The 399-nt window shown below is 57.9% G+C and carries 1 protein-coding gene; it reads left to right on the top strand.

Annotated features, from left to right (window positions below):
* Positions 1–363 (top strand): ATP-binding protein (locus B3849_RS12760; RefSeq protein ID WP_286780246.1); only part of this gene is annotated, 363 nt, incomplete at its 5' end.
* Between the last annotated feature and the right edge of the window lie 36 nt (positions 364–399).

Here is a 399-nt window from a genome sequence, read left to right as displayed (position 1 = left end):
AAGAACGCGGGCGAAGCCATTGAAAGCCGCAAGCAAAATGACCCAGAGGCCGACATAGACCCGCGCATCGAGGTGCAGTTGACCACAACCCAAACGGCGCTACAAATCACCATAGCGGATAATGGCATCGGATTGCCGGAAGACCGCGCGCGACTGTTCGAGCCATATGTCACCACCCGATCCGAAGGGACTGGCCTTGGCCTGCCCATCGTGAAAAAGATCATCGAAGAACACGGCGGGACATTGTCGTTGGAAAACGCGCCGGTCTTCGCGGGCGAAACACATTTCGGCGCAATGGCGGTGATCACGCTACCCCTTGCTGCCCCCACCGGAACCCCAGAACTGGAGACCCATAATGAGTGACATCCTGATCGTTGACGACGAACGCGACATCCGCGA

The organism is Sulfitobacter sp. UBA4523, assembly GCF_002388305.1.
In the GTDB taxonomy this organism is placed as follows: domain Bacteria; phylum Pseudomonadota; class Alphaproteobacteria; order Rhodobacterales; family Rhodobacteraceae; genus Sulfitobacter; species Sulfitobacter pontiacus.
This window is presented reverse-complemented; position numbering and strand designations above follow the sequence as displayed.